The sequence below is a fragment of the Sulfurospirillum multivorans DSM 12446 genome, assembly GCF_000568815.1.
Taxonomy (GTDB): domain Bacteria; phylum Campylobacterota; class Campylobacteria; order Campylobacterales; family Sulfurospirillaceae; genus Sulfurospirillum; species Sulfurospirillum multivorans.
Map to the genome: position 1 here is coordinate 3,077,887 of NZ_CP007201.1, position 26,475 is coordinate 3,104,361.

Sequence of the window (26,475 nt, forward strand, 5' to 3'; positions counted from 1 at the left end):
ATGTAAGGATTTTCCTTACATGTAAAACCTTTCCCCTACTTCAATTTAACAATATACCCACCATTAAACGCTTGCAAATCATAACGATAATGCCCATCGAGCAAGAGCGCAATACGGTAAAATCCATCATGACTGCCTAGCGTTGCAGAGACAAAAGGTGCTTTGTTAAACTCTAAGCTTTTCGTTCCGTACGCATTCACTTTTTTAAAATCGATCACAACCTTGTAAGGATCAGCAATGAGAAAATCGCGAATTTTACTCTCTTTGGTAAAAATAGTAATCTCGTTTTGATTGATAAAAAAGGAGAGGTCTTCATTTAACTTAAAGGCGTTACTTGCGTTTACATTAGCCGTTGATGAGGGTTTTTCCTCTTTGAGAAGCGGTGCGGGGGGGAGATCTTTTTTCTCAATTGACGGTGGTGTTACAACAGGGGCACTCGGTTTAGGCGCAGTGGTTTCTGTTTTTTGACTTAACATAAGCGGTAAATGCCAATCAACATTCTGATCAATTGCAACAATCTCTTCGCTGATAGATCCGTCTAAATTTTGAAACGTTACAGAAGCACTTTTTAAAATACGTGCACTGCTTGGAAGGGTTAGCGTGGTGCTTTTAAAGTCGGTTAATTCGTCTTTAATTTGTGTGGTTTTTCCCACCGTTTGCGGAGACATACTTGTCTCAAAAGGATTTTCTCTCGCCTCTAATATCACTGCAAGAGATAGAAAAAGCCAAAGAATCTTCTGCATCTGCTCTCCTTAATTATCGATCGGGGTCCAATTGTCGCAATTCAAAATACTCTTTTTGTAACACAGCATTCTCATCTTTAAGACTTTTGATTTTTGAAGTTAACGTGTCTTTGTCGGCTTGGAGATTTAAAAGCACATCCAGTGAGCTTTTTCCAAATAAAACATCTCCGATATAGAGTCCAAAGCCAACGACCAAAACAACTAACGATAAAATTTTGAGATAAAAGAGAGCAGATCTTCCGCTCTCTTCGGCTTCATCGTCAAATTCGTCTAAAACATCACTCATTTAGTAAAGAGTTGTTTTCCTATGTACTCGCCAAGCTCAAGCTCTTTGTCGATCTCTAGCAAACGGTTGTATTTAGCCGTTCGCTCACCGCGAGCTGTTGCGCCTGTTTTGATCTCACCGGTGTTCAACGCTACGGCAAAATCGGCAATAAACGCATCTTCGCTCTCACCACTTCGGTGACTCATCACACATTTGTAGTTGTTGCGTTGTGCAAGGCGAACCGTTCGCATGGTTTCTGTGACAGAGCCAATTTGATTGGGTTTAATCAAAATCGCATTACCAATGCCTTTGGCAATTCCTTCTGCTAAGATTTTTTCATTGGTCACAAAGAGATCATCACCCACAAGTTGAATTTTTGAACCCAATTTCTCAGTCAAAAGTTTCCAGCCATCCCAGTCATCTTCGCTCAAACCATCTTCGATCGAAACAATCGGATATTTTGCACAAAGGTTCTCATAGTAAGCCACAAGCTCCGCACTGCTGAGTGTTCTTTTTTCAGAGTCAAGTTTATAACCACCCTCACATACAAGCTCACTGCTAGCAACATCCAGTGCAATCGCAATATCAATGCCTGGTTTATACCCCGCTTTTTCAATCGCTTGCATAATCACTTTAATCGGTTCTTCATTGTCTTTCAAATTGGGCGCAAAACCACCCTCGTCACCAAGGGCTGTGCTCTCACCCATACCCGCGATGATTTTTTTCAACTGATGATAGACTTCCACACATGATCTGAGTGCGTCAGAAAAATTCTCAAAATTAAGTGGCATGATCATGTATTCTTGAAAATCAACGCTGTTATTGGCATGACTTCCGCCATTGATGATATTAAACATAGGCGTTGGAAGCGTCATCGCATTGCTTCCACCAAGGTAACGGTAGAGTGGAATGCCTAGACTCATAGCAGAAGCGCGCGCAACCGCCATAGAAACACCAAGCACTGCGTTTGCACCTAAGCGTCCATAGTTCTCTGTTCCATCAAGGTTTTTCATCGTTTCATCAATCATTGCTTGATTAAATGGGTTAAGTCCAATCAGTTCATCTGAAATTTCAGTATTCACATTTTCACACGCTTTGAGCACACCTTTGCCCATATAGCGACCATCCGCATCTCTGAGTTCTAACGCTTCTCGTTTGCCCGTACTTGCACCACTGGGTACGATCGCACTGGCAACGGTTCCATCGCTAAGGGTTACTTTGGCACGAACCGTTGGATTGCCACGACTATCGAGTACTTCGTCTGCTGCAATATCTTCGATATAGATCATTCATCTTCCTTTATCTCATCGGCGCCACATGTCATAACCATCGCATTGCCACCGATTGCTTGTTTGATTTTCTCTTCAATTTCTAACGCTAACGCTGTGTTTTCTTTTAAAAATGCTTTTACATTCTCGCGACCTTGCCCCAATTTTGTCTCATTGTAACTAAACCAAGCGCCACTTTTATCGATGATGTCAAGTTTGACACCATAATCGACCATTTCGCCCTCTTTTGAAATACCTTCGCCGAACATAATATCAAACTCCGCTTGACGAAACGGAGGTGCCACTTTATTTTTAATGACTTTGGCTTTCACCCTGTTACCAATCTGCTCTTCACCTTGTTTCAAAGTTGCGATTTTACGCACATCAATACGCACAGAAGCGTAAAATTTCAAGGCATTGCCACCCGTTGTAGTTTCAGGGGAACCATAACCCATCGTACCGATTTTCATACGAATTTGGTTAATAAAAATAACTGTCGTATTCATTTTATGTACCACTGCGGTGAGTTTACGAAGCGCTTGACTCATCAGTCTTGCTTGAACGCCCATGTGCGAATCGCCCATATCGCCTTCAATCTCACTTTTAGGTGTGAGTGCTGCGACCGAGTCAATAACAATCACATCTACCGCGCCACTGCGTGCCAATGTTTCAACAATATCAAGTGCTTGTTCACCAAAGTCAGGTTGGGAAACCAAAAGGTTTTCGATGTCCACGCCCAAATTTCCTGCGTATTTGACATCAAGGGCATGTTCCGCATCGACAAAGGCACAAACACCGCCTTGGGATTGAGACTCCGCAATGATTTGAAGCGACAATGTCGTTTTTCCCGAACTCTCAGGTCCGTAAATTTCAATCACACGACCTTGAGGAATACCGCCAATTCCAAGGGCAAGATCGAGTCCAATGGAACCCGTACTAATGGATGCAATGGGTTCAACCACTTTATCGCCTAGTCTGACCAGTGCCCCTTTTCCAAACGCTTTGTCGATCTGTTTGATCGCAAGGTCAAGTGCTTTTCTTTTATTTTCGTCGATTTGCATTGTACTACCTCTTTTATAGTGTTATTATTTTATCATTTTGAGCTTGAAAAAGCCCTTTGAAGCAATTCTATACGATTTTTACAAAAGCAGTTCAAAATATTTCAATATGTAATATGTTAGAATAATCCTAACACTTTTGTAAGGATACTTTTGAAAACCTTAACCGTAGCGCATTCACCCGATGCTGATGATATTTTTATGTATTATGCCATTAAATTTGGCTGGGTGAGCACCCCTGAACTTCGCTTTGAAAACCTTGCGCTTGACATCGAAACTTTGAATGTTGAAGCCCTGAAAAACAGTTATGACATTACCGCCATTAGCTTTGCCCTTTACCCTAAAATTCGCAGTGAATACGCACTTTTGCGTACTGCGGTGAGTTTTGGAGAGGGGTATGGCCCTAAGCTTGTGAAGAAACAAGCGTCCAAACTCAAACGCAATTTTAAAGTAGCCCTCAGTGGAACCCACACGACCAATGCCCTTTTATTTAAAATCGCTTATCCTGAAGCGCGTATCATCTACAAAAACTTCTTAGAGATCGAGCAAGCGGTACTGGATGGCGAAGTGGATGCGGGAGTTTTGATTCATGAGAGTATCCTCAATTTTAGCGATGAGCTCGTGGTTGAACGAGAGCTCTGGGACATCTGGAAAGAGTTGTGCAAAGAAGAGCTTCCACTTCCTTTAGGCGGCATGGCGCTTCGTCGCTCGATGCCCATTTCGCGAGCGATTGTTTGCGAAGATGCACTCATTCAAGCCGTCAATGTCGCACATACGCACCAAGGAGTTCTTTCAAAAATGCTGCTTGAGCGAAATCTGGTTCGAGTCGATCAAGCAACGCTGAAAAAATACCTTGGACTTTATGCCAATGAACACTCCATTGAGATGAGCGATCTTCAGTACCAAGCGATTGACACACTCTTTGAAATCGGCTTTAAACATGGCTTTTACGACCAATCTATCAAGGCACGTGAGCATCTTATTCCTAAAGAATACGACGCACTGCGCAACAGCTAAAAGGAGCGATTGAATGGAAGCAAAGCTTATCGGTCTTGGCGTTGAAACGTTTAAAATAGCCCTTCTTCTCTCCATGCCGATGCTTCTTGCGGGTTTGGTGGCAGGTCTAGCGATTAGTATTTTTCAAGCCGTAACGCAAATCAACGAATCAACCCTGAGCTTTGTGCCCAAAATTCTTATCACCATTGTGGTCGCCATTTTGACAATGCCGTGGATGATGAACATGATGATCGAGTTTACCACTCGCATTATTGATATGATCCCTTCGTTTATCTTTTAATGACAAAAACCGTTAATTTTTCGACCTTCTCCAGCATCAAAATTGGCCCGATCGTCGATGTTTTACTGCTAGATTCTCTGTCACCTCTGCCCTCAAACTACCGTCTGATTGGAGGCGCAAACAACCTTCTTGTAAGCCCAACACCACCGCTTCTTGCGATGCTGGATAAGTGTTTTGACTTCATTCGTTTGGACAAAAATGTTTTACATGTAGGCGGTGCAACACCGAGTGGAAAGATGCTCTCTTTTGCTAAAAAGCACGATCTTACAGGCTTCGAGCTGATGCAAAAACTCCCAGGAACGCTTGGAGGCATGATCGCGATGAACGCAGGACTCAAAGAGTGGGAAATTTTTAACACCCTTATTGCGATTCGAACCGAACAGGGATGGATCCCAAAATCACAGATAGACTATGGTTACCGCTTTGCTAAAATAGAGGGCATTGTGTATGAAGCAACCTTTACATGTAAAGAAGGTTTTGATGAAAATCTACTCGCGATGTTCAAACAAATGCGCGACAATCAACCCAAAGAGGCAAGTGCAGGAAGCTGTTTTAAAAACCCTGTGGGCAATTTCGCAGGTAAACTCATTGAAGAGGCTGGCTTTAAAGGCAAACGCGTAGGCGCTATGATGTTTAGCCCTGTACACGCCAACTTTTTGGTCAATTGTGGAGGCGGAACCTACGAGCAAGCGATAGAACTAATCGCATCGGTGAAAAAAGAGGTTTTCAAGCGCTTTGGCGTGAAACTGGAAGAAGAGATTATCATCCTCTAGCTTTACATGTAAAGCTGTTAATAGACGTCTTGCAAAACTAAGTTTGCAAGACGTAAAAAGCACCAAAGGTGCGTGGGCATTCCGCCGAGGAAAACGCAGTGTTAACGTAGTCTTTTCACAGAAACTTCGTTTTGAGCTTTGCTTTAAAGACGTGTAAAGAGTTCTGCAAAGAACTCTAATAAAAAATATCTTTCGATGAACTGCGTACTTTTAAATCAGCGACAGCGACAAAAGCGCCTTTTTGGTACGCTTCTACCGCGCAGCGTCCGATCATGGCGGCATTGTCGGAGCAAAACTCCATTTTAGCCGTGTGCAATTTGGCTTTTTTGGAGGCGCAAAAAGCTTCGAGTTCACCTCGCAAGTACAGATTGGCACTTGCTCCACCTACGACTCCAAAATGTTCCACAGAGCGCTCTTTGTACGCTTTTTTGATCTTTTGCATGAGGTGTGCAACCGCTACTCGTTGAAACGAAGCGCAAATGTCGCAGATGGTTTGCTCATCAAGATTCCCTTGTGCTTCAATGCAGAGCCTCACTTGGTTTTTAAGCCCCGAATAGCTAAACGCCAGCAGTGAGGAAGAGGTACCTTGCAGCGGAATCGTAAAATCAAACCGCTTTGCATCGCCTTTTTTAGCATAGCTTTCGATAATCGCTCCCGCAGGATAAGGCAGTCCGAGCATTTTTCCCACTTTGTCAAAACTTTCACCAAAGCTATCATCCATCGTTGTGGCAAGGAGCTTTATCTCGTCCAAATTCGTTACATGTAAAAGCTGTGTGTGTCCGCCCGAAACCAGTAAAACATCGAGAGGGAAAAGCGTTTCAGCCTCAATAAACAAAGAGCAGATATGCCCTTTGAGATGATTGATACCCAAAAGCGGAAGATTCAGCGCCACACTGAGCGCTTTTGCCATACTCACACCCTCAACCAGTGTCACCGAAAGCCCTGGCTCATTCGTTACCGCAATCGCTTTAAGCTGTGAAAAATAGGATTTTGCCTCTTCCAGTATCTTGGGCAATGTCACCGCGTGTAGACGGGCAGCCAGTTCAGGAACCACGCCACCATACTGAGCATGTTCCGCATCTTGGGAGATTTTTTTATGAAAAAGAAGTTTTTTGTCTTTAAGGCGCGTGATCGCAATCGAGCTATCATCGCAGCTGCTTTCAATGCTTAAAATCATCTACACAATCTTCACGTGCCACGGCTCAAACCTGACGCCATCGCCATTGCCAATGGTGTAGCGTGTTGAGACATAGGAGAGTTTTTGCAGATTCCAAAACTCCTCGGTACGTGCGAAATTTGCTGTAAAATTTTGATGTCCCCAACCACGTTTACCCACATCAAAATCACCCACAGAGTGGTATGAAAATCCTGGAGGCACGAGCGAGCGCGATGCCATAGTGATGTTGCCATTTTCATTTTTTATTTTTTCGAGATGGAGGCTCAGCTGTTTGACCACACTGCGCACACCCGAGGTTAAAACAAGGGTCGGTCCAATATCTTTCATCAAACGAAGTAAAAGCTCTTGGGAGATGTCACGGTAAACATAATGCCCTGTACCATCTATCTTGATCACATCTTTTTCTTGGATCGTATCGCTTAAATGCTCAATCGTCCGCTTCCCGTAAAAGCCATAGATCACAGGGTCGGTGTAAAAAATCTCTTCCATATAGGCAATTTCAGTAGGCGTGAAGGCACCAATTTTAGGGAAATTTTTAGCGATTTTTAGGGTTTCATCAAAGGAGATTAGATTGAAGTTTGCATATCCAACGGTATGTTCTACCTTATCCAGTTTTTGAATGACAGATTCAAAGACGGCTTTGTGTTCATTTTTAATCCAAATATCAGGATGTTTCAGCTCATCGGCTTGTGCTAAACTCCCGATAAGCGTTGCGCCCATCACTCCTAAAAAGTCTCTTCGTATCATTTTCGCCCTATGTGTTGGTCATTATTCTATGTGATTATAACATGTGCGCTTGATTTTTCAATAAGAGCTCCACATCGTGCGCAGGTATGGGTTTGCTAAAGAGATACCCTTGCATCAATTCACACCCACTGCTGTAAATAAACTCTTTTTGCCCTTTCGTCTCCACACCTTCTGCAAGCACCTTAAGCCCAAGCCCACGGCCAAGTTCAATGATGGTGCGTGCAATCGCGCGATCTGCCCCACTCTCTTCGAGATTTTGCACAAAACTTTGGTCAATTTTAAGCTTTGTGATCGGAAGTTGCTTCAGGTACGCCAAAGAGGAGTGCCCTGTTCCAAAATCGTCGATGGAAATGTCTACGCCCAGTTCTCGAAAACGCTTTAAAAGGGCGATGGATTTGGAGGTATCTTTCATAATAAACCGCTCCACAATCTCCATCTCAATCCATTCAGGCTTACAGCCGCTCTCCCGTAAACTTTGAATCATAAACGCGACTAACCCCGCAGATTCGAGCTGTTTTCCTGCGATATTGATCGCCGTTTTACCAGGATCAAGGCCCATGTCATACCATGCTTTAATTTGGCGCATGACCTCTTTGATGACCCAATTACCAATCTCAACGATCAGTTCGCTCTCTTCAGCAATGTGAATAAAATACCCTGGTGCGGTAAGGCCTCTGGTCGGATGATTCCACCGTATCAACGCTTCAAATCCCACAATTTTATCGGTCTGAAGGTTAATCTGCGGTTGATAAAAAATAACAAATTCATCATTGGCAAGTGCTTTATTTAAACTTTTTTCCACTTCCAGATGTTCATTGGTCTCTTCGTTCATCTCTTGGTCAAAAAAGACGTAGCGATTGCGCCCTTTTGATTTGGCTTTATACATGGCAATATCGGCATTTTTAAGCAGTTTGCTCGCCGTTTCACCGTCATTTGGGTACACACTCACCCCAATACTCATCGTGATTTTAAAGCTCTCATTCCCTAGAAAAAAGGGCTCTTGAAAGGCACCAACCAGTTTTTTAATCGCAATAAAAATATCGCTCACATCTTTACAGCCATCGAGCAAGACGATAAACTCATCCCCACTCAGACGCGCTACCGTATCGGTCTCACGCACACTGCTCTGCATCCGTCCTGCAATCGTTTTTAAAAGCATATCGCCCGCGTCATGTCCCAAGGAGTCATTGACACTTTTAAATTTATCGACATCCACAAACATCACGCCTAACACTTTGTTATCACGACTCGCTTTTTTGATCGACTGGGTGAGTCTGTCTTGCAGAAGATTGCGGTTGGGAAGCCCAGTGAGCGTATCGTGTTCTACTTGATGAATTAAGAGTTTTTTCTGCTTTTTATTCTCTTCCTCAAGCTCTTTACGCATCGTAATATCTCGTACCGAACAGTGCTAGATGATGCCTTTATCCATGCGAATCGTTGTCATCATCACACTGATCCAAAACAGCGCTCCATCACACGCCCTTGCTTGCCACTCAAACTTATGCACCCCTTGTTGCGATGCTAACGCATTCATCCAGAGCGCTTTTTCATACGAACTTTGATCATCGGGTTGAAATTCAGGAGAGAGGTCGGAGAGGGTTACATTGATGAGCTCTTTTTTATCGCTGGCTTTAAACATGCGTATGATGGCTTCGTTACAATCAACAAAAATACCTTCTTTGAGTAACCAAATACCATCGGCAGACTTTTGATACAGCGTTTCAAACACCAATTTTTGCTCACGAATCTGTTTATTGCTCAGCAAAAGATGATTTTCGTAGCGAGATAAAACCGATCGAAGCTTCGTTGAGATAAAAAACATAATGCCCATCACTAAAAGCATAATGATAAGGGAAACGGCTAGCATATTGATGATGGTGGATTGCATTTTAGCGCGCAGCAATTGTTCTTGCTCTAAAAGGGCATTGTTCTCCTCAAAAAGATAGGCACCGGTTCCAATTACCCATCTAAAACTTGGAATGGGGCGAATAAAAGAGATCTTGCTGCGATCCTCTGCCGTGGGATGATACGAAGCGACATAGGTCATGAAAAAGCCCTCAAGATTTCGCTTACCCCCTTCGACAATATCTTTGATCACAGAATGCCCATTGATCACGACATCGAGTCTATTTTTCCCCACCAACGAGTGATCACCATGGGAGATCGTGTACCCATCGTAATCGTAGGCAAAGATGTAACCGTATTCGCCATACTTGGTATTTAACAGCAGTTTTTGGGTCTCTTTTTTAATGCGCTCTCGCACTTCATCTTCATACCGACCACTGGCGACATAGATGTTTAAAGGAGAAAACTTTCGTACATAGCCTATTTTATTGCGTACGTTTGTATCTCGAGGGTTTTTCCAAGGGTAAACTAAAGAGAAAGCCTCTTCTGCTTTAAGCCGCTCAATCCCCTCTTTGATAAAAAATCGACCGTTCTCATCTTGCTCATCAAGAAAATTTTTACCCTCTAACTCTTTATTGGCACCGTGCATGACACACGTTCCATCCAACCCAAAAACCACATAATACCCACTTAGATCGCTAAAAAAGCGTGTATCTCGAAGTTTATTTTTGATTTTTTGCAAGATCTGTTCACGGGGGAGATTAGGGTTTTCGGTATAAATATCATTGATAATTTGATACGAAAGATTAACAATATTTTTGATCTCGTCTCTGGCTTCACGCATGATAAATTTCTCATTTTCATTGATATATTCTATGAGTTTATCAATACGCTCTTGCGCTTGCGCTTTGGAACGTTTCACATAAGCAATGCGTGTGTTATCAAGGGATTTTTGGTACTCCGCGCGCTCTGCGGTGATCACAATAACCAACGTAATCGAGAAAGTCAGCAAAATGGCAAACGCTGGCAAAAAAACAATCCATTTGGTAATATTTTGTTTCTTTAAGCTCAGCAATGCGCACTCCAGCCTGATAAGGATTATTTTATGGTTATTACTTTATCAAAATTTTCTAAAATTTTGGCTACCCTTTTCTGCCATAGCTCCCTAAACAGCACTTTTTCTGATTCATCCAAGGTTTTCGTGAGTAATTTTTGCATCAAAGGCTGTAGGCTCGGGTCTGACTCAATCTTCTGAGGGTCATACGCCACATCCACAAAGGCTTGTGTATCCATGCGAAGCATCCTTACATGTAAAGGAATATCTGCGTTAAAAACCATCAAATCGTTACGCTTATACGCACCTCCAAGCCCTTTAAATCCCCATGAATCCGTAGCACCCGTGATGAGGGAAAACGCATTGGCGATCACGCCCGTTGTTCCTTCATTTTGGCGCTCTTTAAACCATACTTTTACCGAGCCTCGCTCTGGTAGGCTGTGAGGATAAAGCGCTTTAAGCCCTTCTCTCATCATCAGATACGCTCCTGCCATCGTAGGGCAGCTGTGCCCTGCACTTTTGACCACATCGCCGTAGCTAAACGTTATTTTCCCCTCTTCAAAGGCACCTAAAGCTTCAGAAAGTGGGTCATAGAGCGTTATAGAGTCTGTTGTATCAAAAAAAGTAGGGTATTTCATAGGTTGCTCCTTGTTATTTAGTAACGATTTTAATACAATTTAAAAACAAAGTCATTGATCTAAATTGTGTGACACGAATGTTCTTGCAAAATTCATTTTGCAAGAAGGTAGAGCACCAAAGGTGCGTGGGCATTCTGCCGAAGAAAACCCAGTGTTAACGTAGTCTTTAGAGCTTTGCTTTAAAGACGTATTAAGAATTCTATATAAAAAGCAAAAGGTGCAGGATGCAAGCATTTTGGAATGCCAAGTTTCAAACAAAAAATCTCATTTATGGGGAAGCACCCAACAACTTTATCAAAGAAAATGCAGACCTTTTTTTAAATCTCAAAACCGTGATGTGTCTGGGCGAAGGGGAAGGACGCAATGCCATCTTTCTTGCCGACAAGGGACTTGAAGTCGAAGCCCTTGATATTTCCGATATAGCCTTGCTTAAACTGCGCAGACGGGCGAAAGAGAGTTATATTTTTGTTAAAACGCGCCACACGCTGTTGGAGTATTGGGAGCCAGATCAACTCTATGATGCCGTGGTGTGTACCTACCTTCATCTGCCCAAAGAGAACCAAAACATGCTGTTTGAAAAATCACTCGAAGCGCTGGCTCCGCATGGCTATTTTGTTGCGGAACTGTTCAGTGAGAGTCAGATTCATTTTGAAAGTGGCGGGCCTAAAAATATCGCACTCCTGTATGATCTCAACGATATTTTAGATATCGCAAAAACGCTTCCGTGCAAAATTCTCAAACTCTCCCAAGAGGTCATCGTCTTAAACGAAGGTGACAAACATGTCGGACGGGCGAGTGTGATTCGCATTATTTTGCAAAAGCTCGATCACTCTCCAATCGTTCCATAATAACGACTTCGCTCTAAATTTTCAACCCATTTGTACTCAGGATCATCGCCCAATTTTGCCCAGTAAAGCACGCCTGAATTGCGCCATGGATCGATCAAGATGCCTGTGGAAAAAGACGCGCCTTTCGCAACCACGACGACGGAGTTGTGTTCATTAAATTCACCCTTATTCGCGACACCCCAGCGCAGATCAAAACTTTGGTATTTGAGGTTTTTCAGATGGGTGATCATATCTTCGCTCCACTCGTAGCAGAGTCCTCGTTCTTTGAGCCCTGTGTTGATCAAAAAATTGTGAAAGGTTGGCGGATAAACAAGCCCGTAACGTTCCGCCAAAATCTGCGGATAAAGCAGTGCTTCGTACGCAAACATGCGCGCCTCTTGATAGTCCACTGTGTCGCTTAAATGTGTCAGTTCACTGGTCAGTGCGGAGACACTATTGGGCGTTACATGTAAAGCGTCTTGCTTGGCACTACAGCCTGCAAAAAGAAGCGAAAAGACGAGAAGAAAAAGGAACTGTTTCATGCTTTTTTGACTTTGAGAGTAAGTTTGATGATTTCACTCGGAGCTAAAATACGCACCGCTGGTCCCCAATAACCCGCCCCATTGCTGACAAAAATTTGGGTCTGTTTGGAATGCTGATACAGCCCACTGAGGTAAGGCTGATCTAAAAGCACTAACAGTCCAAACGGGAAAATCTGCCCACCATGCGTATGCCCGCTTAGGATGAGATCGATCTTTTCATCGTTGATCTCGTTAACAAATTTTGGTTGATGGGCAAGCAAAATCGTCGGCAATTCTGGCTTTACATGTAAAAGCGCTTTGGCAAGATCGGGTGGCTCAAAATCGAAACGTTTGCCCATCATATCCATGACACCGGCAAGGTTGATCGTGTGGTTAATGACGATGGAGCGGTTGGAGAGCACGTGCACGCCCAAAGAGCGAACATGATCCATAATCGCGTTGACCCCGTAAAAATATTCATGATTCCCCGGCACATAGTACACGCCTAAACGACTTTCGATGGAACTTAGGGAGTCGAGTTTATCGCCAATTTGACCCACGGGCATGTCGACTAAATCGCCTGTAATCACGACAATATCAGCATCCAGTGTATTGATCTGCTTCACCACGTCATCCATAAACGCTTTGCCAAGGGTTTTGCCAATGTGCAAATCGGTGATCTGCACAATACTCAACTCCGATGCTAACCCGTTAATAAAAACATCGACCTCTTTAATGCGAGGCGCTTTCATGCCATTAATAAACCCTTTGGCGATATACGAAAACGCCAAAATAAGCATCGTAACATCAAAAACCATCTTGATAAACAGCCGCCTGGAGTAGTCATGAGGGATTTTCGCATAAGGAATATGAAATAGATCGTACACAATCGCCACACAAAAGAGCATAAACGAAACACCGATCATCGCGGAAAAGAGCAGGTACAAAATCGGATCAAGATTGTCCAAACGCAAGACGGCAAAGTAAAAAATTTCGCACAGCGTCATAAGAACCATCAGCCATTTGATCACGCCTTGAATCTTGCAAAAAATGTCCAAGCGCTTTAAAAAGCGCTTGTAACTGTAAAAATTAATGAGGGAAAGCACCGCGATGGCGGCAAATGCGAACGAGAGGCGAAACATGCTTTTACGTTTTCCTTACTTGAGGCTCTCAAAATAGCGCTTACTCTCAGCCGAAATGACTTTGGAGAGCAGCAGAAGCGCTATGAGGTTAGGAATCGCCATCAAACCATTGGTGAGGTCTGAAAAATTCCATACAAATTCGAGTTTCAGCATCGAGCCGACCATGACGCCTGCGATAAATAAAACACGATATAAGCGGATGAAACGCTCACCAAAAATATATTCAAATGCTTTTTCACCGTAATAACTCCAACCCAAAATCGTTGAATAGGCAAACAGTACGGTTGAGAGAATCACCACAGCCCCACCAAAAGAGCCAAGATAGAGCTGAAAACTCTGCATGGTAAGGGCACTCGGACTTACCCCTTGTTGCCAAAAGGGAGAGATCAAGATAATCAGTGCTGTCATCGTACAAACAACCAACGTATCAATAAACGTTTGAGTCATGCTGACCAATGCTTGACGCACAGGATCGTTCGTTTTAGCCGCCGCTGCTGCAATAGGAGCAGATCCAAGTCCTGATTCGTTGGAGAAGACACCACGCGCCACACCATAGCGAATCGCTGCTGCCATCGTAGCACCTACAAATCCACCACCTGCGGCAATAGGATTGAACGCATGGTAAAAGATAAGGCTAAAGGCATCCCCTAATTTATCAAAATTCATCGCTAAAATTACCAAAGAGACAGAGACATACACTAAGATCATAAACGGTACCAGAAAAGAGGTAAAGTTACCAATCGACTTAATGCCACCTAAAATAACCACTGCGGTTAACGTAAGCAGAACCACACCCGTAATCCATGTTGGAATAGCCATTTCCGTGTATAAAATTTGCGCAACCGCATTGGCTTGGGTCATATTGCCAATACCAAATGCCGCAATGGCGGTAAAAATAGCAAATGCCATACCCAATTTTGGCATATTAAGACCATAGGTAAGGTAGTACATCGGTCCACCCTTAAAGCCGTGATGATGACCCTTTTGACGGTATTTTACCGCTAAAACCGCCTCAGAGTATTTCGTTGCCATACCCACAAGCCCTGTCATCCACATCCAAAAAACAGCCCCAGGGCCGCCAAGCGTAATCGCGGTTGCAACACCCACAATGTTACCAATGCCAACCGTTGCCGCAAGAGCAGTCATGAGTGCAGCAAAGTGACTGATTTCACCCTCGCCATCATGCTCTTTGTGAAAAATAAGCTTTAACGCATGCGGCAATGCCCAAAACTGCATCCCTTTTAAAATAATCGTCAAGTAAATTCCCGTACCAACCAACAAAACCAACATAGGAGCACCCCAAACAATGCCTGAAAGGGTTGCTACCCATTTTTCAATCATCTCCATCTAACTTCCTTACCTATTATTCACTGATATGATGCCCTTTTGGCAACACTAAATTAAGCACGATGCCCACAATCGCACCTAAACCAATACCACTAAATGCAACACCACCCAGATCGACGACCATACCACCAATGGCTAAAACCAAAATCATTGAGACGATGATCATATTGCGAGGATCGTTCATATCGACTTTTTCTCGCACCATCGTGCCTAAACCAATGGAAGCGATAATGCCAAAAAGAAGCAATAAAATGCCTCCCATTACGGGTACGGGAATCGTCGCCAAAAGACCACCTAGTTTTCCCACAAACGCTAACACAATGGCAAAAAGTGCTGCCCATGTCATAATGGCAGGATTGAATGCTTTGGTAATGGTCACCGCACCCGTCACTTCGGAGTAGGTCGTATTTGGAGGTCCACCCAGCATAGAAGCCGCCGTGGTTGCAATCGCATCGCCCAAAAGGGTCGTTTTCAAACCGGGCTTTTTCAAATAATCGGTTTTTGTCACATTGCTGATCGTTAAAATACCACCAACATGTTCCACCGCTGGGGCAATCGCAATCGGTAAAATATAGATAATCGCTTCAAGATTCCATTCCGGTGTTACAAAATTTGGTATTGCAAACCATGCCGCTTTGGCTACTGAGTCAAAACTGACAATGCCCAAGATTAATGAAACCGAGTACCCTGCAATGATGCCACACAAAATAGGCAATAATTTAAGCACGCCTTTACCTAAAAGTGCCACCAAAAGCGTTACAATAAGTGCTGACATCGAAACCATCATCGCTTGATGCAGAGGCACTAAAACAATCGCGCCATCGCCTGTTTTCCCCATCGCCATATTGACCGCCACGGGAGAGAGGATCAAACCAATCGTCATAATGACAGGGCCTACGACAACGGCTGGGAAAATTTTATGTAAAAAGTCTGAGCCTTTAATACGTACAAGAACACTGAGGAAAAAGTAGAACAAACCCGCCGCCGCAAGACCACACATCGTGCCTGCAAGTCCCCATGTTTTAAGCCCGTAAATAATCGGCGCGATAAACGAAAACGAAGACGCCAAGAAAATTGGAGGAATCTGCTCGCGCGTAGTAAGTTGAAACAGAAGCGTTCCAAACCCTGCGGTAAAAAGCGCAACGTTAGGATCAAGCCCTGTCAAAATGGGAACTAAAACCAACGCCCCAAAAGCAACAAATAAGAACTGCAAACCAATAATGCTGTCCCTGAGTCTAAAATTATAGTCTGTCTTGTGTAACATTGACACCTCACTATGGAAATTTTGTGTGTTTGAAAATCTTTACATGTAAAACTAAAACGATAAGCAGTAACGACGAACTTCACGGTCAATCTCAAAAACCTCATCCAAACTCTTAGGAATCGCATCTTCAAAGTGTCGATACGCTTTAATCGTTCGCTCTGCCAGTTCTAAAATGGTAATTTCTTGGTTGAAAAACTTGGTAATGCCCACTTCATTGGCAGCATTGATCACAACACCGCGCGTTGGATGTGCTAATACGTCGTCTTTAATCTCCCAAATCGGATAGCGTGCTGGCTCAATTTTTTGAAACGAGAATGAGCCAATGGAAGCTAAATCAATGGAAGGTAAGATCGGCTCTTCAACTTCACCTAAAAGGGCAAAAGCGATAGGAAGTTTCATATCGGCTGCGGCTAAATGTGCGGTGGTACTGCCATCTTGAAAATCAACAAAGGCGTGAATCAACGACTTAGGCTCAATGATGGCATCCAGCTTGTCAACGCCAAACAGCCATTTGGCCTCCAAAAGTTCAAAAAGTTTATTGGTCATCGTTGCACTATCGATGGTAATTTTTGCGCCCATACTCCAGTTGGGATGTTTGAGGGCATCTTGAAAGGATTTTTGAGCAAGTTCATTGAGTGGTGTGTCACGAAACGCTCCACCGCTTGCCGTAATCGTCATGCCACGAACGGGACGTTTACCTAAAAGATACCACAGTCCAAAATGCTCACTGTCAATCGGCGTAATATGAGACGTGTCGAGCAGATGCCCTGCGACAACAAGGGATTCTTTATTGGCAAGGGCAAGGCGTTTTCCAAGGCGCAAAGCTTCGATGCTAGGAGCGAGCCCTACAAAACCGACCAAAGCATTCACCACTAAAAAACTTTCTGTTTTTTGAAGCAGTTCTAAAATGCCCGCTTGCCCAACAAGGACATTGGGATGATTCACCAAAGCGCGATCGTTTGCATCATGGATTGCGACATATTTGGGTTGGTGCTCTTTTATCTGCTCGTTGAGAAGTGCTATGTTTTTGCCTGCAACCAGTGCTTCCACCGTAATGCCAAAGCGTTTGGCGATCAGGAGCGCGTTAACGCCAATGGAGCCTGTTGAGCCTAGAAGTACCACTTACGCGAGCCCTCGAAGCAGAATGACCATAACGACACCGCCAAAAAGATAGCCATCAAGTCTGTCTAACATGCCGCCGTGTCCTGGGAAAAGATTGCCACTGTCTTTTAAGCCTGCTTCGCGTTTGAGATAACTCTCGAAAAGATCGCCAAAAACCGAAGCAATGGATGTCACAAGGGCGATAATGGCAGAGAGCCACAAAGAAATAAAGAATGTGCCATACAGTGCGCCCACTACCGTACCGATGAGCACGCCGCCGATGACGCCTTCGAGTGTTTTATTGGGAGAAGTCGGCGAAAACGATGTTTTACCGATGCTTTTGCCTACAAAATAAGCGCCTGTATCGGTGAGTGCGACAACGATAACCAACCATACCAAAACAGACATACCAAAGTCGTGGTAGAGTGCGTAGAGAAACAGCATTGAAACGGAAGGGTATAAAAATGGGGCGAGAAGCCTATAATCAACCTTTTTCGTGTACGCCATAACCGCTAAAAAGCCAATGATAGCGAGGTAAATAAGATCATCAGGATTGGGGTAGATAAACGCCGCGAGCCATAGAAGCACGGCATACACATACAGTTTGTTGTCTTTGACGTCAAAGAGGTTCATCGCCTCGTAAAAGGCAAACAGATACATGACGCCTAAAATAAGCCATGTTAAAAGTGCGTTGTTTAAAAATGCAACCAATGAGGCAAATGCCGCCATCACTAAGCCCGTGAAAACGCGCTGTTTATTGGATTCGTAGAGTGTTTTCAAGTTCATAAAGACTCTTTTAATGGTGGTGTGTTAAGCAGCAATCATAGCAAAGTCAAGGTGAGGCTAAGCTTTAATGTCCAAATGACCGTTCTGTACCGCAGGCACTTCCTCTTCTTTGGTCTCTTGATGCTCAGCAAGCTCCTCTTTTTGCTTCATTTGCTCTTCCGTTGCGCCATTTTCTTCATCACGTCTTTGGTGTTCATGTTCATGTTCAGGGTCAATTTTATAGGTCTCTTCCGCAGGTCTAACCTCTTCAACGACCTCTTCTTTTTCGTTTTGCAAGGCAGAAGCTATGGCACTTTGCATTTGAACACTGTTTTGGTAGTCCATCTGTTTTCCCGCTTGCACGGTTATCATTTGGTTGGCATAAATCACATTTCCAATTGGTCCTACAGGCATAATACACTCCTCCTTTTTGGGCAAGTTGGGAAGGCTAAAAAAAGAGCTTTAGCTCTACTCCTTATCTATTTTGATACGCTTCTTAGGCAAAGCCTAAGAACCTACGCTGCGTTATGCACTGAAGCTTGGCTCTACGAGCCAGAAAACTTCTTAACGAAAAAGTTAAGCGTTTATTCCTTGTAAATTTTCAGCGTTTGATACTCTTCATAAGCAACATTCGCTCCATCAAAAGGTTTGACGTTTTTGCGTTTGGTATAATCGACCAAATAGCCACCTTTTTGAGTGAGGCTAAACTCAACGCACAGTTTTGCGGCAAATATCAAAACCGATTCTGGAACATTCTGTTTTTCGGTACAGATAATCACATGGGATGATGGCATATCTTTTACATGTAACCATATATCGTTCTTTTTCGCCTCTTGCAAGAGTGCAATGTTCCCTTTTTCATTTTTACCGAGCAAAATGCGATACCCCTCTAACAAAAAGGTCTCATAGAGATTGCTTTCATCGCCTTTTTGCTTTGATTTGCGCTGTTTTGGCACTAAAATCTGTATCTCTTCAGGATCACTCGCCGCGTTAATGACACCGACCATGCGCTCTAAAAAGAGTCGTTTCTCGTCTAAGTTCTCTTTTTGACGATGCACCGAGAGTGCTTTTTGACGCAATTTCTTTGACTTTTTAAACAGCAGATTCGCCGCCATTTGAGGCGTTTGCGCTTGGGGTAACACAATGGTAACAGCGTTGCCTTCAAAATCCTGTAATGTCACGCTCTCTTGATAACCTTTGATCATATTGGTATGCAAATGCGCCAAAACCAATGATGCCTCTTTTTGCGCTTCATCACTTTTAAGCATCAACTCGGCTTCGTTTTCAAGCGCATCGATCGCTTGGGTGAGCTTCGTTATCTTTTTCTCCACCTGCGCGATTTTCTGTTTCTTGATCTCTTCGATCTTTACATGTAACCGTTTTTCGTAGGATAATTGAAGATACTCCTCAAGGGTTACGTTCAGGTCAAAAGGCTTCTCTTTAAGCTCTTTAGGCGGTAATTTTTCCAGTATTTCATTGACCTTGACACTGCGAAATGAAACACTCGCGTCAATATGCCGCATCGCCTCTAACACCACTTCGTTTTCATCTAAAATGATCGCATTGGTATTGCGCCCCGTAAACTCTAACTGCAAGGTTGTGCGCATCGCCTTGTAACTCGAACTTGCCAACACGCCAATACGCCAAATACGATTCCCCTCTTCCACGTCCATCGACTCGATCTTCGCATTAGAAAATCGCTTAGCAAGCAAAACATCAAACGGTGCGGTATAACGCTTCGCTTGTTTGAAATCTTCTTTAAAAAACATATACGAATCCCCACGCCCAAGGTCAACAAACAACGGCTCACCCGCTTCAAAAATAATGCGCAAAACACTGTCATCCACACGGTAAATCGATGAAATTTTATGGTATTGCTTTAAATAGTCATTAATACAAACAAGTTCTGCGTGTTTCATACATCTCTTTTTCATTTTTAATACGCTTTATAGGCAAAGCCTAAAAAGCTACGTTAGCCACTATGGCGCTAAAGCTTGCCTCTTACGAGGCAGAATTTTTTATTAATTTTATAAGTCTAAATATCTCTTTCACACTCTGCTTGACAAGTTTTTCAGCTCTTGGTTTTTCCATCGCCTCTTCCAAACTCATCGGATAGCGCATAATGGAAAAAAGTGCGTCCACGCCTTCGTGCTCTTCCAATTCATCGGCAATGCCACCGCCTAAGGCGATGAGGGGCACGCCTGCTTTTTGAGCGCGTTTGGAGACGCCACTGAGCACTTTGCCCATTAAGGATTGCTGATCGATGCGCCCTTCTCCCGTGATAACGAGCGTTGCCTCTTTGAGGTGCGCAGCAAACCCGATTTGATCTAAAATAATCTCAATGCCCGAACGAAGGGTCGCATCTAAAAAAGCTTGCATTCCGCCGCCCATTCCACCCGCCGCACCTGAGCCTGCGTTCATTGCCACATCTTTGCCCAGCGTGCTTTTAAGGACGTGCGTAAAATGCTTCATCCCCGCATCGAGGCGCTCGATCATGGCCGCGTCCGCGCCTTTTTGAGCCGCATAAATGTGCGCTGAACCACTGGGTCCAAACATGACGTTATCTACATCGCACGCGACGGTAAATTCACATGTTTTAAGCTCTAGTAACACACGGCTTTCATCCACATGATGCACGCTCTCCAAAATCGCTCCACCAAGACCTAATTCATTGCCCGCTTCATCCAAAAAACGATACCCAAGCGCTTGAAGCATGCCAAGTGCCGCGTCATTGGTCGCACTGCCACCGATGCCGACGATAAATTTCCGACACCCTTTTGCAATGGCATCTTTCACCATCTCTCCCACACCAAAGGTTGTGGTCAAAAGCGGATTGCGTTTTTCTTTGGGAACGAGCGGAAGCCCCCCTGCTTGCGCCATTTCAATGACGGCGGTTATGCCATCCTCTAAAATACCATACTGCGCGCTGATCGGATTCATCAACGGGTCATGGACTTTACATGTAACGATTTCTCCACGTACATTTTGCATGATCGCCGCTAACATTCCCTCTCCACCATCGGCGATATAACACGCAGTGACGCTTGCCTCTTGGTAAACCTCTTTAATGCCCTCTTCTATCCACGATGAGAGTTCCTGCGAACTCGCACACCCTTTAAATGAATCAATTGCTAAAACGACGTTCATCGATATTTCTGCTCCAATGCTAATAAATACTCTTTACGCCACAATCCTCCGCTGTACCCGCCGATCCCGCCATTTTTGGCAATGACGCGGTGGCATGGGATGATAATAGCGATCTTATTTTTACCATTCGCATTCGCAACGGCGCGCGTGGCTTTGGGGTGTTTTAGAAGCTCTGCTTCTTGGCTGTACGAGATGGTTTCGCCGTAGGGAATGCTTTGAAGCACATTCCACACACCTTGCTGAAAAAAGGTGCCCTTGGGGTGTAAGGTCACGCTAAAGGTTTTGAGTTTTCCCGAAAAATAGGCTTCTAGCTCTTTTTTGAGTAGTTCAATATGTTGATTTGAATCTTTAAGAATTTCGCCATTATCATCAAAATCCAAAGCGCAAATGCCACGCTCATCCGCTGAGATCAGTAACGTTCCTACAGGAGAAGAAAAGGTGCAGTGTACCATGCTAATTCCTTAGTTTTTTAGACATACAAACGCTGTTTTCCATCCCCACATAAGGTCCATAATTGGGAATGACCGCATACCCCATTTTGGCATAAAGCGCAATCGCTTCGGGTTGAGCTTTACCTGTCTCCAAGCGCGCTTCGCTAAAGCCAAGCTCCGCTGCCCACGCCTCTAATATTCCTAAAATCTGTGACGAAAACCCACGTCTTCGATACGTTGGACTTACAAACATGCGTTTGATCTCCACTGTTTTGGCATCGATCTTTTTAAAACATCCGCACGCCACAGGTAGGTCATCTTCATACCCGACCAATGCGGTTTCGATAGGATCGATCACATTGTGTTGATCGTACAGTGCTTGCACTTTGCCATAGCGCGCACCCAGTTCGGTGTCCAAAGCGTGCGTTAGGGCACAAAAATCTTCATGTGTGTTGGATAGTTTACATGTAACCATTAAAAACCTCGGATGATTTCTTATTATTATACCTTCATTTGCACAGATTTTGATCACCCAAATGGGTGCAAAGCGTGGTAAGATTTTCATCAAGGAGCAGGCACATGACACACCTCTTTACGTATGGATCATTGATGTTTGAAGACGTCTGGAACAGGCTGGTTAAAGGCAATTATCTCTCGCAAAAAGCGACCTTAAGCGGTTATGCCAGACGTTCTGTCAAAGATGATGTTTACCCTGTCATCTTCCAAGCCGATGAGCTTGTCGAAGGGGTCGTTTATTATGATATAAGCGAGGAAGATAGGATCATTCTTGATATTTTTGAAGGCGAATATTACGAGCGTAAAGAGGTGGAGCTTCTGGTTAAAAATGAGCTGATTCGTGCGTGCGTGTATGTTCTAAAAGAGGAACACTTTGATATTATCGACCCCAAACCGTGGGGTGAAGCCCTCTTCGCGACCGAGGGCATCAAACGTTTTTTAGCCAACTACAAAGGGTTTGCTTAGTCTTTAGGTCTCAGTTAGGCGCTACGCGCGCTGAGAATATGTCTAGGTTTTCCCGTAAAAAGCATCTTTAGAGACAACACGACACGGGCAACAAGACGCAGTGAAATCCCTAAAATCGTTTCATCGCGCCCTTTTTCCCCAACACTTTGCAGATACTCCACAACCGCAACACGCCCAAAGAGTGCTGCAAACATGATGGGCGTTCGTCCGCCACCATTGTCGGCATGCACCTTCGCACCTGCTTCCACCAAGACTTTGCAAATCTCCAGATAGCCCTTAAATGAAGCTCCCCCTAGAGGTGTTTGGTCTCGATCGTTGCGCTGATCGACACACGCACCATACGCAATAAGCGCTCTTACTGTCTCAAGTTCGCCATTATACGAAGCAAGCATCAAGAGCGTATTACCTTTGGCATCCGATAAGTTTACATGTAAACCACTTTCTAGCATGGAAGCTAAAATATCACTCTGCCCTTTGCGTGCAAAATCAAGCGCCATTTCCTGAAGCTCGACGTAGCGAGCCTCCTCTTCTTGGGAAATTGGTTGCATTTTAGATGCCTAAAGCGTGACGCACACCTGCGCCATACGCGGGATCAGCTTGGTCAAACAAGGCAATCTGACGATCCACAATCTCTCGTGGCACGCCATCCATGGCTCTTGCGATGTTGCCAAAAAGTTGTGCTTTTTGATCTTCATTCATCAGTCTAAACAGCGCTCCTGGCTGTGAAAAATCATCGTTTCCAATGCGGTGATCGTACCTATCGCCATCCCCATTGACAGGAAATGCGGGTTCCAAATAAGCTTTATCTTCTTTGGGGCCTCCAAAGCTGTTTGGTTCATAAAAAGCATCACCAAAATCTGGCACATCAAAACGCATGGACCCATCGGCATTGTAAGTATTGACCTCTGCTTTTGGTCGGTTGATCGGAAGCATCTCATAGTGCGTTCCCACACGATAACGGTGTGCGTCGGCATACGAAAAGACTCTGGCTGCGAGCATTTTATCAGGCGAAAAGCCGATGCCTGGTACCACATTGGATGGGCTGAATGAGGATTGTTCTACCTCAGCAAAGTAATTTTGTGGATTGCGATTCAGCTCCATCACACCCACATCAATCAATGGATAATCCCCATGTGGCCATACTTTAGTGAGATCAAAGGGATTGAAAGCACACACTTCTGCTTGCTCTTTGGTCATGATCTGAATTTTAAATTTCCACCGTGGAAACTCTTGGCGCTCAATGGCTTCATACAGATCTTCTTGAGAACTTTCACGTGATTTTGCCACAACGGCTTCTGCTTCTGCGTCGGTGTAGTTCTCAATTTCTTGCTCGGTTTTGAAATGAAACTTCACCCAAAAACGCTCATTTTGGGCATTGATAAGGCTAAACGTATGCGAACCAAATCCATCAATGTTCCGATACCCTTTTGGAAGCCCTCGATCGGACATCAAAATCGTCACTTGGTGCAGACTCTCAGGCGAAAGTGACCAAAAATCCCATTTAGCGGTATTGCTTCTAAGATTGGTCTTTGGGTGACGTTTTTGGGTGTGAATAAAATCGGGAAACTTTTGAGGATCACGAACGAAAAAGACTGGCGTGTTATTGCCCACCAAGTCCCAATTTCCCTCTTCAGTGTAAAACTTCATCGCAAAGCCTCGCACATCACGCTCGGCATCTGCCCCACCTCGCTCTGCAGCGACGATCGAAAAACGTAAAAAAAGATCGGTCACTGTTCCTTTTTGAAGCACTTTTGCTTTTGTGTAGCGCGAAATATCCTCCGTAATCGTGAGCGTTCCAAACGCGGCAGAGCCTTTCGCATGCACCGTTCGTTCAGGAATGCGCTCACGATTTTGATGCGCAAGTTTTTCAATCAGTTGATAATCATGAAGTAAGAGCGGTCCACGCGAACCTGCGCTTAAAGAATTTTGGTTATCCGCGATTGGATTTCCACCTGTGGTTGTCATTGTTTTTGAGTGTTGTGTCATTATTTTTTCCTTTTTTTGATAGCCATAACGTTCAATTTTAAGGCTAATATAACCATATCACTTTGATAATTATTTGTCAATAGGAATTTTTATTATTTAAGAACTAGTTTGCATTACTGTCATTATTTAGATTATGAATGATTTTATTTTGATAATTGTATTTAATGAAGGACTTAAAAAAGAGGAAAGGCAAAGACCCTCAATTAAAGGGTCTTTAGCGTTTACATGTAACGTCGTTTAAGAAAGAATCTCTTCGATGGTAATATAATCACCCACGCGACCTGTCATCTTCTCAACGTCAGTATTAACAGGCAATGTTTTTTTGCCTGGTCTCCAACCTGCAGGGCATACTTCGCCTGTTTTGCTGGCATGTTGCCATGCTCTGACTTGGCGTAAAAATTCGTTCACGTTTCGTCCAACCATCGGCGCTTGAACCTCTTGTGCGACACACACACCTTCGGGATTGATCAGAAAACGTCCACGAAGGGCAATGCCTTCATCTTCGATCATCACGCCAAAAGCACGACTTACGGTACCCGTTGGATCGGCACCGATAGTTAGTTTTAAACCTGCTAAAATAGGCTCAGTCTCAACGAAACGTTTGTGTGAAAATTTTGTATCAGTTGAAACCGCTAAGATCTCAACACCTAGCTCTTGAAACTCATCGTATTTTGCATTCATTGCCGCAATTTCTGTTGGGCAGACAAAGGTAAAATCGGCTGGATAAAAGCAGACCACATGCCATTTTCCTTCGTAATCTTCACTTTTAACCGTGGTATAGTGACCTGTTTTGGCGTCGTATGCATCCATTTTAAATATTGGGGCTTTTTGTAGAACTAAAGATGAACTCATTGTTTTTTTCTCCTGTATTTTCATTTCTGAATTGTTTTCTTCGACGGTATTAGAAGCTTTCGCTTCAACATTAGTGGTATCACATGCCATTTGTTTTCCTTATGATTTAGATTTTGTTTTGTGATGAAATTCTAACATATCAATAATTATTTGTCAATAGTAATTTTTATCATTTAATGAATAGATTCTTATTTATTGCTCTTTTTTTTGTACAATAATCTATTTACATGTAAAGGTTCGGGATGCTTGATTTACACGATTTTGAATTTGCCAAAGTGCTTAACGGCGAGGAGTTTGACTATCTTTTACGCCATGCTAAACGCGTATCGATTCCTAAACATACGATCCTTTTTTACCAAGAAGCGATTTGCAAAGATATTTTGCTCTTAGGCAAAGGCGAAATTGAGCTTTACATGTACGCAAAAAACGATCAAAAAATCCCTCTGTATGCGCTCAAAGAAGGCGAACAGTGCGTCATCAACACCTCAAGCACCATCTCTCAAACGCCTGCGATTGGAACGGCGCAAAGTCTTAGCGATGTTGAAGGCTGGATGGTCAGCGAAGAGGTGGTCAAATACCTCATGCATCGCTCGCCCTCGTACCTCAACTATGTTTTTCCCTTTTTACGTATCAAACTTGACGCTCTTGCGACACTGATTCAAGACATCAAATTTAAAAAACTCGACAGTCGCATCTTGGAGTGGCTTCGCGCTCACCCTTCAAAGATCGTTCAAGCAACACATGAAGAGATCGCCGAAGCACTGGGTACATCGCGCGTTGTGATCAGTCGGGTGCTTAAAGACCTTGAAAAGCAGAACTTCGTGAAGTTGCACCGCAAAGCGATTGAGATTTTGTAACACTTTTGTAACGTATGTTACTGACAGAACAAGGTTAATTGTCTTATAATGATTCAAATTAGATAAGGAGTTAAAATGAAATGTAATATAGGAAAAACAGACCGAATGCTTCGTGCGATTGTGGGTGTTGCTGTGATTATTTTAGGGGTTATTTTTAACAGCTGGTTTGGGCTGATTGGTATCGTGTTGCTGGCAACGGCACTGTTTCGTTTCTGCCCAGCGTACTTTCCTTTTTCCATCGACACGTCTAAAAATGATGATGGAACTTCATGCGGTGGTGGCGGTTGCGGCTGCGGTAAATAATCTTTCTTAAGAGTCGCCCTTTTTAGGGGACTCCTCTGCTCTTTTTTTTTCTTAAACCTTTTTTCGCTAAAATACCCCTAATTCTT

At 43.8% G+C, this 26,475-nt stretch carries 30 protein-coding genes; 7 read left to right on the forward strand and 23 right to left on the reverse strand.

The features are described 5' to 3' along the window. Window positions 1-35: 35 nt before the first annotated feature. The 4 genes from SMUL_RS16885 to recA are packed head-to-tail and all read right to left on the reverse strand — an operon-like array spanning window position 36 to window position 3,331. A complete protein-coding gene (locus SMUL_RS16885; protein WP_025346250.1) occupies window positions 36-743 on the reverse strand; it encodes an AMIN domain-containing protein in 708 nt (235 codons plus the stop codon). A gap of 13 nt (window positions 744-756) precedes the next feature. Further along, entirely contained in the window at window positions 757-1,029 is a 273-nt protein-coding gene (locus SMUL_RS15950; RefSeq protein WP_025346251.1) for a septum formation initiator, read from the reverse strand. Next, a complete protein-coding gene (gene eno, locus SMUL_RS15955) occupies window positions 1,026-2,297 on the reverse strand; it encodes a phosphopyruvate hydratase (RefSeq protein ID WP_025346252.1) in 1,272 nt (423 codons plus the stop codon). The genes SMUL_RS15950 and eno overlap by 4 nt, the downstream gene beginning before the upstream one ends. Further along, complete coding sequence (gene recA / locus SMUL_RS15960) at window positions 2,294-3,331, reverse strand: recombinase RecA (RefSeq protein WP_025346253.1); 1,038 nt, start codon at window positions 3,329-3,331, stop codon at window positions 2,294-2,296. The genes eno and recA overlap by 4 nt, the downstream gene beginning before the upstream one ends. A gap of 156 nt (window positions 3,332-3,487) precedes the next feature. Between recA and SMUL_RS15965 the strand changes: the two genes are divergently transcribed. From SMUL_RS15965 to SMUL_RS15975, 3 genes are read left to right on the forward strand one after another with little or no spacing between them, the layout of a single operon-like run. After that, window positions 3,488-4,351 (forward strand): menaquinone biosynthesis family protein, encoded by an 864-nt coding sequence (locus SMUL_RS15965; RefSeq protein WP_025346254.1) that lies wholly within the window; start codon window positions 3,488-3,490, stop codon window positions 4,349-4,351. A gap of 13 nt (window positions 4,352-4,364) precedes the next feature. Then, on the forward strand, window positions 4,365-4,631 hold the full coding sequence (fliQ, locus tag SMUL_RS15970) for a flagellar biosynthesis protein FliQ (RefSeq protein WP_025346255.1): 267 nt from the start codon (window positions 4,365-4,367) through the stop codon (window positions 4,629-4,631). Continuing rightward, window positions 4,631-5,404 (forward strand): UDP-N-acetylmuramate dehydrogenase, encoded by a 774-nt coding sequence (locus SMUL_RS15975; RefSeq protein ID WP_025346256.1) that lies wholly within the window; start codon window positions 4,631-4,633, stop codon window positions 5,402-5,404. Before fliQ ends, SMUL_RS15975 begins: the two co-directional genes overlap by 1 nt. A 175-nt stretch (window positions 5,405-5,579) precedes the next feature. Here the strand turns inward: SMUL_RS15975 and tsaD are convergent, their stop codons facing one another. From tsaD to SMUL_RS15995, 5 genes are read right to left on the reverse strand one after another with little or no spacing between them, the layout of a single operon-like run. Beyond that, window positions 5,580-6,581 (reverse strand): tRNA (adenosine(37)-N6)-threonylcarbamoyltransferase complex transferase subunit TsaD, encoded by a 1,002-nt coding sequence (gene tsaD / locus SMUL_RS15980; protein ID WP_025346257.1) that lies wholly within the window; start codon window positions 6,579-6,581, stop codon window positions 5,580-5,582. Continuing rightward, window positions 6,582-7,328, reverse strand: a complete 747-nt coding sequence (locus SMUL_RS15985; RefSeq protein ID WP_025346258.1) for a M15 family metallopeptidase — start codon at window positions 7,326-7,328, stop codon at window positions 6,582-6,584. A 34-nt stretch (window positions 7,329-7,362) separates the two neighbouring features. After that, the gene (locus SMUL_RS17545; RefSeq protein WP_223809730.1) at window positions 7,363-8,712 is read right to left on the reverse strand and encodes a putative bifunctional diguanylate cyclase/phosphodiesterase; all 1,350 of its coding nucleotides are present in this window, start codon (window positions 8,710-8,712) and stop codon (window positions 7,363-7,365) included. Window positions 8,713-8,736: 24 nt separating this feature from the next. Next, window positions 8,737-10,248 carry a cache domain-containing protein gene (locus SMUL_RS17550; RefSeq protein WP_223809731.1) on the reverse strand — a complete coding sequence of 504 codons (1,512 nt, stop codon included), beginning with the start codon at window positions 10,246-10,248 and terminating at the stop codon, window positions 8,737-8,739. Between the two features lie 23 nt (window positions 10,249-10,271). Next, on the reverse strand, window positions 10,272-10,865 hold the full coding sequence (locus SMUL_RS15995) for a hypothetical protein (protein ID WP_025346259.1): 594 nt from the start codon (window positions 10,863-10,865) through the stop codon (window positions 10,272-10,274). 224 nt (window positions 10,866-11,089) lie between these two features. Between SMUL_RS15995 and SMUL_RS16000 the strand changes: the two genes are divergently transcribed. After that, window positions 11,090-11,713 (forward strand): SAM-dependent methyltransferase, encoded by a 624-nt coding sequence (locus tag SMUL_RS16000; protein ID WP_025346260.1) that lies wholly within the window; start codon window positions 11,090-11,092, stop codon window positions 11,711-11,713. Here SMUL_RS16000 and SMUL_RS16005 read toward each other — a convergent pair. From SMUL_RS16005 to SMUL_RS16055, 11 genes are all read right to left on the reverse strand, one after another. After that, on the reverse strand, window positions 11,692-12,234 hold the full coding sequence (locus SMUL_RS16005) for a hypothetical protein (RefSeq protein WP_025346261.1): 543 nt from the start codon (window positions 12,232-12,234) through the stop codon (window positions 11,692-11,694). The genes SMUL_RS16000 and SMUL_RS16005 overlap by 22 nt on opposite strands. Further along, window positions 12,231-13,355, reverse strand: a complete 1,125-nt coding sequence (locus SMUL_RS16010) for a metallophosphoesterase (RefSeq protein WP_025346262.1) — start codon at window positions 13,353-13,355, stop codon at window positions 12,231-12,233. The genes SMUL_RS16005 and SMUL_RS16010 overlap by 4 nt, the downstream gene beginning before the upstream one ends. A 15-nt stretch (window positions 13,356-13,370) precedes the next feature. Continuing rightward, a complete protein-coding gene (locus SMUL_RS16015; protein WP_025346263.1) occupies window positions 13,371-14,702 on the reverse strand; it encodes an alanine/glycine:cation symporter family protein in 1,332 nt (443 codons plus the stop codon). Window positions 14,703-14,718: 16 nt separating this feature from the next. Then, window positions 14,719-15,966 (reverse strand): uracil-xanthine permease family protein, encoded by a 1,248-nt coding sequence (locus tag SMUL_RS16020; RefSeq protein ID WP_025346264.1) that lies wholly within the window; start codon window positions 15,964-15,966, stop codon window positions 14,719-14,721. A 51-nt stretch (window positions 15,967-16,017) separates the two neighbouring features. Next, window positions 16,018-17,088, reverse strand: a complete 1,071-nt coding sequence (gene dxr / locus SMUL_RS16025; protein ID WP_025346265.1) for a 1-deoxy-D-xylulose-5-phosphate reductoisomerase — start codon at window positions 17,086-17,088, stop codon at window positions 16,018-16,020. Further along, window positions 17,089-17,853: a phosphatidate cytidylyltransferase gene (locus tag SMUL_RS16030; protein WP_038533603.1), complete on the reverse strand. Its 765-nt coding sequence runs from the start codon at window positions 17,851-17,853 to the stop codon at window positions 17,089-17,091. A gap of 57 nt (window positions 17,854-17,910) precedes the next feature. Further along, window positions 17,911-18,246 carry a hypothetical protein gene (locus SMUL_RS16035; protein WP_025346267.1) on the reverse strand — a complete coding sequence of 112 codons (336 nt, stop codon included), beginning with the start codon at window positions 18,244-18,246 and terminating at the stop codon, window positions 17,911-17,913. A 170-nt stretch (window positions 18,247-18,416) separates the two neighbouring features. After that, window positions 18,417-19,751, reverse strand: a complete 1,335-nt coding sequence (locus tag SMUL_RS16040; RefSeq protein ID WP_025346268.1) for an NFACT RNA binding domain-containing protein — start codon at window positions 19,749-19,751, stop codon at window positions 18,417-18,419. Window positions 19,752-19,833: 82 nt separating this feature from the next. Next, complete coding sequence (locus SMUL_RS16045) at window positions 19,834-20,979, reverse strand: glycerate kinase family protein (RefSeq protein WP_025346269.1); 1,146 nt, start codon at window positions 20,977-20,979, stop codon at window positions 19,834-19,836. Then, window positions 20,976-21,431 (reverse strand): methylated-DNA--[protein]-cysteine S-methyltransferase, encoded by a 456-nt coding sequence (locus SMUL_RS16050; protein WP_025346270.1) that lies wholly within the window; start codon window positions 21,429-21,431, stop codon window positions 20,976-20,978. Before SMUL_RS16050 ends, SMUL_RS16045 begins: the two co-directional genes overlap by 4 nt. Window position 21,432: 1 nt before the next feature. Beyond that, on the reverse strand, window positions 21,433-21,885 hold the full coding sequence (locus SMUL_RS16055) for a GNAT family N-acetyltransferase (protein ID WP_025346271.1): 453 nt from the start codon (window positions 21,883-21,885) through the stop codon (window positions 21,433-21,435). A 104-nt stretch (window positions 21,886-21,989) separates the two neighbouring features. Here SMUL_RS16055 and SMUL_RS16060 point away from each other — a divergent pair, with 104 nt between their 5' ends. Then, window positions 21,990-22,391 carry a gamma-glutamylcyclotransferase family protein gene (locus SMUL_RS16060; protein WP_025346272.1) on the forward strand — a complete coding sequence of 134 codons (402 nt, stop codon included), beginning with the start codon at window positions 21,990-21,992 and terminating at the stop codon, window positions 22,389-22,391. A gap of 14 nt (window positions 22,392-22,405) precedes the next feature. On the opposite strand, the gene SMUL_RS16065 is transcribed toward SMUL_RS16060, so the two are convergent. From SMUL_RS16065 to SMUL_RS16075, 3 genes are all read right to left on the reverse strand, one after another. Continuing rightward, a complete protein-coding gene (locus SMUL_RS16065) occupies window positions 22,406-22,939 on the reverse strand; it encodes an ankyrin repeat domain-containing protein (RefSeq protein ID WP_025346273.1) in 534 nt (177 codons plus the stop codon). Between the two features lies 1 nt (window position 22,940). Continuing rightward, window positions 22,941-24,377 (reverse strand): catalase, encoded by a 1,437-nt coding sequence (locus tag SMUL_RS16070; RefSeq protein WP_025346274.1) that lies wholly within the window; start codon window positions 24,375-24,377, stop codon window positions 22,941-22,943. Window positions 24,378-24,614: 237 nt separating this feature from the next. Beyond that, window positions 24,615-25,319, reverse strand: a complete 705-nt coding sequence (locus SMUL_RS16075; protein ID WP_025346275.1) for a peroxiredoxin — start codon at window positions 25,317-25,319, stop codon at window positions 24,615-24,617. 152 nt (window positions 25,320-25,471) lie between these two features. Here SMUL_RS16075 and SMUL_RS16080 point away from each other — a divergent pair, with 152 nt between their 5' ends. Both SMUL_RS16080 and SMUL_RS16085 read left to right on the forward strand, forming a co-directional pair. Then, complete coding sequence (locus SMUL_RS16080; protein ID WP_025346276.1) at window positions 25,472-26,086, forward strand: Crp/Fnr family transcriptional regulator; 615 nt, start codon at window positions 25,472-25,474, stop codon at window positions 26,084-26,086. A gap of 75 nt (window positions 26,087-26,161) precedes the next feature. Next, window positions 26,162-26,389 (forward strand): YgaP family membrane protein, encoded by a 228-nt coding sequence (locus SMUL_RS16085; protein WP_025346277.1) that lies wholly within the window; start codon window positions 26,162-26,164, stop codon window positions 26,387-26,389. Window positions 26,390-26,475 lie beyond the last annotated feature (86 nt).